The sequence below is a fragment of the Curtobacterium sp. B8 genome (genome assembly GCF_000333315.1).
In the GTDB taxonomy this organism is placed as follows: Bacteria; Actinomycetota; Actinomycetes; order Actinomycetales; family Microbacteriaceae; genus Curtobacterium; species Curtobacterium luteum.
In genome coordinates, this window is sequence record NZ_BACW01000480.1 from 1 (window position 1) to 9,488 (window position 9,488).

The 9,488-nt window shown below is 70.7% G+C and carries 7 protein-coding genes; all 7 read left to right on the forward strand.

Annotated features, from left to right (window positions below; genetic code table 11):
• Positions 1–94 precede the first annotated feature (94 nt).
• Entirely contained in the window at positions 95–1,105 is a 1,011-nt protein-coding gene (locus I59_RS12335; RefSeq protein ID WP_022904123.1) for a LacI family DNA-binding transcriptional regulator, read from the forward strand.
• Positions 1,106–1,229: 124 nt separating this feature from the next.
• Positions 1,230–2,321, forward strand: a complete 1,092-nt coding sequence (locus tag I59_RS12340; RefSeq protein ID WP_022904124.1) for a LacI family DNA-binding transcriptional regulator — start codon at positions 1,230–1,232, stop codon at positions 2,319–2,321.
• Positions 2,322–2,819: 498 nt separating this feature from the next.
• On the forward strand, positions 2,820–4,145 hold the full coding sequence (locus I59_RS12345) for an ABC transporter substrate-binding protein (protein WP_031273730.1): 1,326 nt from the start codon (positions 2,820–2,822) through the stop codon (positions 4,143–4,145).
• An 80-nt stretch (positions 4,146–4,225) separates the two neighbouring features.
• Positions 4,226–5,080 (forward strand): carbohydrate ABC transporter permease, encoded by an 855-nt coding sequence (locus I59_RS12350; RefSeq protein ID WP_083882108.1) that lies wholly within the window; start codon positions 4,226–4,228, stop codon positions 5,078–5,080.
• Positions 5,081–5,085: 5 nt separating this feature from the next.
• Positions 5,086–5,958 (forward strand): carbohydrate ABC transporter permease, encoded by an 873-nt coding sequence (locus tag I59_RS12355; RefSeq protein ID WP_042726706.1) that lies wholly within the window; start codon positions 5,086–5,088, stop codon positions 5,956–5,958.
• A gap of 121 nt (positions 5,959–6,079) precedes the next feature.
• A complete protein-coding gene (locus tag I59_RS12360; protein ID WP_022904128.1) occupies positions 6,080–8,395 on the forward strand; it encodes an alpha-L-rhamnosidase in 2,316 nt (771 codons plus the stop codon).
• 191 nt (positions 8,396–8,586) lie between these two features.
• On the forward strand, positions 8,587–9,488 hold a 902-nt coding region (locus I59_RS12365; RefSeq protein WP_022904129.1), incomplete at its 3' end, for a TIM barrel protein.

A 9,488-nucleotide genomic window follows, 5' to 3' on the forward strand; every position in this document is an offset into this window, starting at 1 on the left:
ATACGCGCCCGGGGGCCTTCGGCAAGTNCGGCGCCGACCCGACGCTCCGNCACGTCGAACAGCCCGGGACGGCCGCGGGTGCCAGGATGGCGGCATGGCGGTCAGCGTGCGGGACGTGGCAGCGCTCGCGGGCGTGTCGCTCGGCACGGTCTCGAACGTGCTGAACCGCCCCGACAAGGTCGCCCCCGCCACGGTCGAGAGGGTCCAGACCGCGATCGCCTCGCTCGGCTTCGTCCGCAACGACTCGGCGCGGCAGCTCCGCGCCGGCCGGAGCTCGACGGTCGGACTCATCGTGCTCGACGGCGGCAACCCGTTCTTCACCGACGTCGCCCGGGGCGCGGAGGACGCCGCGATGGCACAGGGCCTCGCGGTCCTGATCGGCAACTCCGACGAGTCCGCTGAACGGGAGCGCACCTACGTCGACCTGTTCGAGGAACGCCGCGTCGCCGGGCTCCTCGTCTCCCCCGCCGGCGACGACCTCGGTCGGCTGGAGCGCCTCCGTGACCAGGGCACCGCCGTGGTGCTCGTCGACCGGCGCGCCGACGACGAGCACTTCGCGTCCGTGTCCGTCGACGACGTCGCCGGGGGGCGGATCGCCGTCGAGCACCTCGCCGCCGTCGGCCGACGTCGGGTCGCCTTCGTCGGCGGGCCGTCCGGCATCCGACAGGTGGCCGACCGCCTCGCCGGAGCCCGCCTCGCCGCGACGACCGCCGGCATCGACCTCGAGGTCGTCCCGACCCGGTCCCTCTCGGTGCTCGAGGGGCGCCGCGTCGGCGAGGAGCTCCAGGCCCGCCCGGCCGCCGAGCGCCCGGACGCCGTGTTCGCGGCGAACGACCTGCTCGCCGTCGGCCTCGAGCAGGCGTTCATCATGCGCGGCTCCGTCGCGGTCCCGGAGCAGATCGCCATCGTCGGGTACGACGACATCGCGTTCGCCGAGGCCGCGGTGGTGCCGCTGACCTCGGTGCGGCAGCCGGCACAGGACCTCGGCCGGCGCGCGATCGAGCTGCTCGTGGCACAGGTCGAGCACGGGCAGGACATCGACCTCGAGCACGTGGAGTTCACGCCGGAACTCGTGGTGCGGCAGTCCACGGTCGCCGATCGCTGAGGCCGCCCCGGGTCGTCGGGCAGCGCCGGTCGCGGTGCCGACCACCACCGGACCGGAGGCGCGGTGCGCGCCCGCCACGCGCCTCCCGTCCGGCGCGCGCAGCCCCGCAGCCTACGATCGGAGGATGGTGCAGACCCCGCGGCGAGACGGACCGCCGAGCGTGCACCACGTCGCGGCGCGCGCCGGGGTGTCGCTCGCGACGGTCTCGAACGTCCTGAACCACCCCGAGCGGGTCGCGGAAGCGACCGCGACCAAGGTCCGAGACGCCATCGACGCGCTCGGGTACACGCCGAACCGGAACGCGCGCGCCCTCGCGTCCGGTCGGACGCGGTCGATCGGCCTCGTCGTGAGCTCACTGCGGAACTCGCTGTTCACCGACATGGTGACCGGAGCGCAGACCGCAGCGCGAGCCGAGGGCAGCACCCTGCTCGTCACGAACAGCGACAACGACCTCGAGGCGCAGGCCGAGCACCTGGCGTTCATGGAGAGCACACGGGTGTCCGGGATCCTGCTCGCCTCGATGACCACCTCGCGCGAGCAGGTCGAGGCGGTCCGGCAGCACGGTCTCCCGGTGGTCTACGTGAACTACGAGCCGGACGACGTCGACGCGTGCTCGGTCATCGTCGACAACGAGCAGGCGGGCTACGTGGCTGCCACGCACCTCATCGAGCAGGGGTGTCGGCGCATCGCGTTCGTGAGCGCTCGGCCGGACTGGCAGCCCGTCGCGCGTCGGCGGGTGGGCCTCCTCCGCGCGGTCGCCGAGCACCCCGAGGTCGAACTCATCGACGTGGACGCCGAGGACATCGACCCGCCGGGCGGGACCGACGCCGGGGTCCGGATCGCCGCGATGCCCCCCGGGCAGCGGCCGGACGGCGTCCTCGGAGTGACGGACCTGCTGGCGATGGCCGTCGTCACGGAGCTGCGCGCCGCGGGCATCCGTGTGCCGGAGGACATCCCCGTCTCGGGCTGCGACCACAACTCGGTGGCGTGGGGTGGGGCGGTGCCGCTGACCTCGGTCACGCAGCACGGCGAGGAGATGGGCGCGGAGGCGATCACGCTCCTGTTGGCCGAGCTCGCGGAGGGACCGGGGCACGTGCACCGGACCGTGGTGCTCGGGAGCGAGTTGATCGCGCGGGAGAGCACGCTCGGGCGGGCCCGGGGTGCGGCGGCGCAGGCGGCGACGAAGCCGAGCGACCCGCGGCGCACGGAGGCCTGAGGTCCAGCGGCGCCTCCCCGCCCCGGGTCTCGCGCGCCGCCCGCGCGCCGGGTCTCGGGGCGCCGGGTTTCGCGCGCCGGGTCTCGGGTTCGCTGCTCCGAGTCTCGGGTTCGCTGCCCCGAGACTCGCGCCACCCGACATCTCTCGGGCCCCGGACCGCGAGAAGTGTCCGCCAGGCCGAGACTCGGGCGTCCCCTGCCGCGGGGCGGTGCCCCCTCCTCTGCCGCCGAGACTCGGGTTCGCTGCCCCGAGACTCGCGCCACCCGACATCTCTCGGGCCCCGGACCGCGAGAAGTGTCCGCCAGGCCGAGACTCGGGGCGGGGAGCCAGCCGCCGCACGTTCGGTAACGAATCCGTCCGGATGATTGACACGCTTCAATCCGCGTGGTTCCATTCCGATTGAAACGCTTCAACAGCACCTCCGGAGTCCGCACCGACGCAGGCTCCGGTCCGTTTCTCCCGGGCCTCCCCCGCCCGGGCCTTACGAGGAGGTAAGGAATGCCAGCACGACCCTCGCGCCGTCTGACCACCCGGTTGCTCGCCATCGGCGGTGCCGTCGCCCTGATCGGCAGCACGGCCGCGTGTTCCTCCGGCGGCTCCGCGGACACCGGCGGGAAGACGCAGATCACCTTCCAGACCGACAACGCCCCGACGACGGCCACCACCACCAAGGCACTGGTCGCCGCGTTCGAGAAGGCGAACCCGGACATCACCGTCAAGGTCGACACCCGCCCCCAGGGCACCGACGGCGACAACCTCGTCAAGACGCAGCTCTCGACCGGCGAGATGTCCGACGTGTTCGGGTACAACTCCGGCTCGCTCCTGCAGGCCCTGAACCCCGACAACACCCTGGTCGACCTCTCCGGTGAGAGCTGGGCGAAGGACGTCGACGAGCAGTACAAGACGACGGTCAGCACCGACAAGGGCATGTACGGCGCCCCGTTCCTCACGTCCTTCGCCGGCGCGATCCTCTACAACAAGAAGGTCTACGACAAGCTCGGTCTCACGGTCCCGACAACCTGGGACGAGTTCATCAGCAACAGCGAGAAGATCAAGTCCGCCGGGGGCGTCGCCCCGGTGATCCAGACCTACGGCGACACCTGGACCAGCCAGCTCCTCGTGCTCGGCGACTTCGCGAACATCACCGCGCAGCAGTCGGACTGGGCCGACCAGTACACGAAGCACAAGGAGAGCTACACGGAGGAACCGGCACTCGCCGGCTTCGAGCACCTCGCCGAGATCAAGGACAAGGGCCTCCTCAACGAGGACTTCGCCTCGGCGACGCAGGCGGCCGGCCTCAAGATGCTCGCCGACGGCACCGGTGCCCAGTACCCGATGCTGACCAACGCCATCGCGACGATCCAACAGGACAACCCCGACGCGGTGGACGACATCGGCGCCTTCGCGATCCCGGCGGCGAACGCGGACGACACGACGCTGACCCAGTGGCAGCCGAACAGCCTCTACATCCCGAAGACGGCCACGGGCGACAAGCTCACGGCGGCGAAGAAGTTCGTCGCGTTCGCGAACTCGTCCGAAGGCTGCACGGTGCAGAACGACACCAGCACGCCGGGCGGCCCGTACGCGATCAGCTCGTGCACGCTGCCCGACTCGGTGCCGCCGATCGTCTCCGACGTCGCGAAGTACGTCTCCGACAAGAAGGCCGGTTCCGCGCTCGAGTTCCTCTCCCCGATCAAGGGCCCGAACCTCGAGAAGATCTGCGTGCAAGTCGGCTCCGGCATCTCCTCGGCCTCGACGGGCGCGAAGCAGTACGACCAGGACGTCGTGCAGCAGGCGCAGCAGCTCGGGCTCCAGGGCTGGTGAGGTCGGTGACCGCGACGCTCACGACGGCGGTGGCCCCGCCGCAGACCACCAAGGCCGGACCGGGGCCGGCGCGCAGGAAGATGCGCTCGTACTACCCGGCGTGGTTCTTCATCCCGGCGATCGCGCTGTACGTCGTGTTCTTCGCGGTCCCGACCTTCGCGGGGTTCTACTTCTCGCTCACCCGCTGGACGCTGTTCGACCAGACCTTCATCGGCTTCGACAACTTCGTCCGGTTCTTCCAGGACCCGCAGCTCGTCTCCGGGTTCGTGCACACGTTCGAGTACGGGTTCGTGACGAGCGCGGCGAAGGTGGTCCTCGGACTCGCCCTCGCGCTGCTCCTCACGAGCCCCGTGCTCGGGCGGGGCTACCTCCGTGCCGTGGTGTTCTTCCCGGTGCTCGTCTCCACGATCGGCATCGGCATCACGTTCAAGGCGCTGCTCGATCCCTTCCACGGCATCGTCAACGGCGTCCTGGGCTCGGTCGGACTCCCCACCCCGGGGTGGCTGACCGACCCGGCGTTCGCCCTCTGGAGCGTCGCCGCGGTGGACATCTGGAAGGGCGTCGGCATCGCGACGCTCATCTTCATCGCCGGCATCGTGGCGATCCCCCAGGAGTACTTCGAGGCCGCCCGTGTGGACGGCGCGAGCTCGTGGACGATCTTCCGGAACATCACGCTGCCACTGTCCCGCCCCGCGATGGGGACGGTCATCATCCTGTCGCTCATCGGCGGTCTCCGCTCGTTCGACCTCATCTGGGCGATGACCGGCGGTGGCCCCGGCTTCACCAGCGACGTCATCGCGAGCGTGATCTACAAGCAGTACCAGGCCGGCTTCTACGGGCTGTCGACCGCGGGCAACGTCGTGTTGTTCGTCGTCGTCACGGCGATCATGGTGCCGATCTCCTGGCTCATCAACCGCAAGGAGGCGGAACTGTGACCACCATCGCAGATCGGCGGACGACCACGGTCCGACCACGGCGCGCCAGCCGCGAGACGACCCGGAAGTGGATCGTCGGCAGCATCGCGATCGTCGTCAGCTTCGTGGTGTTCCTCGTCCCGTTCGCCTTCATCCTGCTCCAGGCCATGAAGTCCCCGGCCGAGGCCAACGAGCTCGGGTTCACCCTGCCGGAGCAGTTCCAGCTGTGGCAGAACCTCGCCGCGGTCCTCGGGTCCGGCGACGGCGGCATCCTGAGGGCGTTCCTCAACAGCACCGTCCTCACGGTCGGCAGCGTCCTCATCATGGTGGTGTTCTCGGCCATGGTCGGCTACACCCTGCAGCGTCGCCCGAGTCGCTGGAACGGCGTGATCAACTTCTTCGTGCTCGCCGGACTCATCGTGCCGCCGGCGATCGTGCCGACGATCTGGGTGCTCCAGGGTCTGAACCTCTTCAAGACGATGGGCGGGATGATCCTCATCGAGGCCACCTTCGGCCTGTCGTTCTGCATCCTGCTCTTCCGGGCGTTCGTCGCGACGATCCCGAAGGAACTCGACGAGGCCGCCGTGCTCGACGGCGCGGGCCCGATCCGCCTCTTCTTCGGCGTCGTGCTGCCGCTCCTCAAGCCGGTGGTCATCACGGTGGTCCTCGTGCAGTCGGTCGCGGTGTTCAACGACTTCGCCAACCCGCTGTACTTCCTGCCCGGGGCCGACAACCAGACCGTCCAGCAGACGCTGTTCTCCTTCCAGAGCCAGTCGGTGAGCCAGCTGAACCTGCTCTTCACCGACGTCCTGCTCATCACGATCCCCCCGCTGGTCCTCTACATCTTCTTCAACCGACAGATCGTCGCCGGCATGACCAGCGGCGCCGTCAAGGGCTGACGCCCGACCACACGGCCTGGAGGCACGGATCGCCTCCGCCGGTCGCCCACTTCCGGCGGCGACCCGGCCCCGACTCCAGCACCGGTCGACGACGACCGGTCGCGCGAAAGGAACCGACCACATGACCGACTGGACAGCATCGTTCATCGCGAGCGACGACGACCTCGGGAGCGCACCGATCCTGCGCCGGCAGTTCACCCTCGACGAGGGCCACGGCGCCGTGACCGCCGCGACGCTCGACGTCAGCGCACTCGGCGTCGTCGAGGCCTGGCTCGGCGGGCAGCGGGTGTCCGACCACCTGCTCGAACCCGGGTGGACGAGTTACGAGTGGCGCATCCGGGTCGCCTCCCACGACGTCACGCCGCACCTGGCCGAGACGGCCGCGGGCGCCGACGCCGTGCTCGCGCTCATCCTCGGCAAGGGCTGGGCGGCGGGGCGCCTGGCGTGGGGCGGCGGGGGCGGCTGGTACGCCGACGAGGTCGCGGGCTTCGCGGAGCTGCGCATCGCCTTCGCGGACGGCCACGAGCAGCGGATCGGGACCGACGCCGACTGGCAGGCCCTGTCGAGCGCGATCACCGCGGACCAGCTCTACGACGGCGAGGACGTCGACGGCCGACTGCGGGACGGCTCGTTCCTCGCCCCAGGACCGGTCACGGTGCCGAGCGTGGCGGGGCACGAGGGCCGCACGAGCGGCGTGCACGTGGTCGACCTCGGCGATCGCGTGCTCGTGGCGGACACGGTGCCGCCGGTCCGGCCCCTCGCCGAGGTCGCGCCCGTCGCGGTGTGGACGAGTCCGGCGGGCGCGACGCTCGTCGACTTCGGGGTCAACCTCGTCGGCTGGGTCCGCGTCACCGCGAGCGGCGAGGCCGGCACCGTCCTGACGCTGCGGCACGCCGAGGTCCTCGAGCACGACGAGCTGGGGACGCGCCCGCTGCGCAGTGCGGAGGCGACCGACCGGTTCACCCTGAGCGGGAACGGCGTCGAGGTGTTCGAGCCGCGCTTCACGTTCCACGGGTTCCGCTACGCCCAGGTCGACGGCTGGCCCGGCACGCTCGACGAGCTCCGCAGCGCACTCACCGCCGTCCAGGTGGGCACCGACCTCCGCCGGACCGGGACGTTCGCGAGCAGTCACGAGCTGCTGGACACCTTCCACGAGAACGTCGTCCGGGGCATGCAGGGCAACTTCCTCAGCGTCCCGACCGACTGCCCGCAGCGCGACGAACGGCTCGGGTGGACGGGCGACATCGCCGCGTTCGCACCGACGGCGTCCTACCTCTTCGACACGGGTGCCTTTCTCGGCGACTGGCTCCGGGACGTGTGGCTCGAGCAGCAGCACGCCGACGGGATCATCCCGTTCGTCGTGCCGGACGTGCTGAAGTACTCCCCCGCCGAGGACTTCCGCGACCCCGACGCGACCGCGCTGTGGTCGGACGCCGGGGTCTGGGTGCCCTGGACGCTGTACCAGGCGTACGGCGACACCGCGGTGCTCGCGGAGCAGTTCCCGTCGATGGCCGCGCACGTCCGCCGGATCCGCTCGCTGCTGTCGCCCGAGGGGCTCTGGGACACGGTCTTCCAGTTCGGCGACTGGCTCGACCCGGACGCCCCGCCGGAGGACCCGGCCGCGGCGAAGGCGGACAAGGGCGTCGTCGCCACCGTGTGCGCGTACCGGTCCGCGACGATCGCGGCAGACGCCGCGGAGGTGCTCGGCGGCCACGACGCGGAGGCGGCCGAGTTCCGGGAACTCGCCACGGACCTCCAGGCCGCGTTCCGGGAGCACTACCTGCAGGACGACGGCCGCATCCGCTCCGACTGCACCACCGTCTACACGCTGGCGATCGTGTTCGGGATCCTCGACCCCGAGGACGAGCAGCGAGCGGGCGACCGGCTCGCCGAACTCGCGGCTGCCGCCGGGTACCGGATCTCGACGGGCTTCGCCGGGACGCCGTTCATCACCGACGCGCTGACGCGGACGGGCCACCTCGAGGACGCCTACCGGCTGCTCCTGCAGACCGAGTGCCCGTCGTGGCTGTACCCGGTGACGATGGGCGCGACGACGGTCTGGGAGCGGTGGGACTCGATGCTGCCGGACGGGACGGTCAACCCCGGCCAGATGACCTCGTTCAACCACTACGCCCTCGGGGCCGTGGCGGACTGGATGCACCGCGTCGTGGGCGGACTGTCCGCACTCACCCCGGGCTACGGGGAGGTCCTGGTCGCGCCGCAACCGGGCGGGGGCTTGACATGGGCCGCGACGTCGCTCGAGACCCGGCACGGGCTGGTGGCCGTGCGGTGGGACCTCGTCGACGGCGACCTCGTCGTCCGGGCGACGGTGCCGGAGGGTGTCTCGGCCACCGTACGGCTGCCGGGGCTCGAGGAGCGGCGGGTCGGGGGCGGGGAGCACGAGTTCCGCGCTCCGGTGGCCGTGCCGGCGGGCTAGCGCCCGGGACGGGTTGCGCCCGGCGGCGCCGCCCCGCCCCTCGTCGCACCACGTTCCCGACGTCGAACCACGCCCAGCATCCGGTTCGATGTCGGCGACGTGGTTCGTACCGACCCGGGCTCCGCGCTTGCGCGCCGCACCGACCCCGCGTACATTATGAAACGATTCAATCGCCACGAGGAAGTGACACGATGACCACAGCAGCCTTCGGCACCATCGCCGACCAACTGGGACGGCAGGCGATCGAACTGCCCAGCTGGGCGTTCGGCAACTCCGGCACCCGCTTCAAGGTCTTCTCGACGCCGGGCACCCCGCGCGACCCCTACGAGAAGATCGCCGACGCCGCCCAGGTCCACCGGTACACGGGCCTCGCACCGACCGTGGCACTCCACATCCCGTGGGACCTCGTGGACGACTTCGCCGACCTCCGCCGGCACGCCGAGGAGCACGGCGTCCGGCTCGGCACCATCAACTCGAACACCTTCCAGGACGACGACTACAAGTTCGGCGCCCTGACCCACGTCGACGAGGCGATCCGGCAAAAGGCGATCGACCACCACCTGCAGTGCATCGACGTCATGCACGAGACGGGCTCGCGCGACCTCAAGATCTGGCTCGCCGAGGGGTCGAACTACCCCGGCCAGGAGGACATGCGCTCCCGCCAGGACCGCCTGCACGACTCGCTCTCGACCATCTACGACCGGCTCGGCGACGACCAGCGGCTCGTGCTCGAGTACAAGTTCTTCGAGCCTTCGTTCTACCACACGGACGTCCCGGACTGGGGCACGAGCTACGTGCAGACCGCGGCGCTCGGCGACAAGGCGATGGTGTGCCTCGACACCGGGCACCACGCCCCCGGCACGAACATCGAGTTCATCGTCATGCAGCTCCTCCGGCTCGGCAAGCTCGGCAGCTTCGACTTCAACTCGCGTTTCTACGCGGACGACGACCTCATCGTGGGTGCGGCGGACCCGTTCCAGCTGTTCCGGATCCTCGTCGAGGTCATCCGCGGCGGCGGCTACGACAACCCGGACGTCGCGTTCATGCTCGACCAGTGCCACAACGTCGAGGACAAGATCCCCGGGCAGATCCG

Excerpts from the sequence above, each read along its gene's own strand:
- I59_RS12335 (WP_022904123.1), top strand. The coding sequence starts at position 95 with ATGGCGGTCAGCGTGCGGGACGTGGCAGCGCTCGCGGGCGTGTCGCTC.
- I59_RS12340 (WP_022904124.1), top strand. The coding sequence starts at position 1,230 with ATGGTGCAGACCCCGCGGCGAGACGGACCGCCGAGCGTGCACCACGTC.
- I59_RS12345 (WP_031273730.1), top strand. The coding sequence starts at position 2,820 with ATGCCAGCACGACCCTCGCGCCGTCTGACCACCCGGTTGCTCGCCATC.
- I59_RS12350 (WP_083882108.1), top strand. The coding sequence starts at position 4,226 with ATGCGCTCGTACTACCCGGCGTGGTTCTTCATCCCGGCGATCGCGCTG.
- I59_RS12360 (WP_022904128.1), top strand. The coding sequence starts at position 6,080 with ATGACCGACTGGACAGCATCGTTCATCGCGAGCGACGACGACCTCGGG.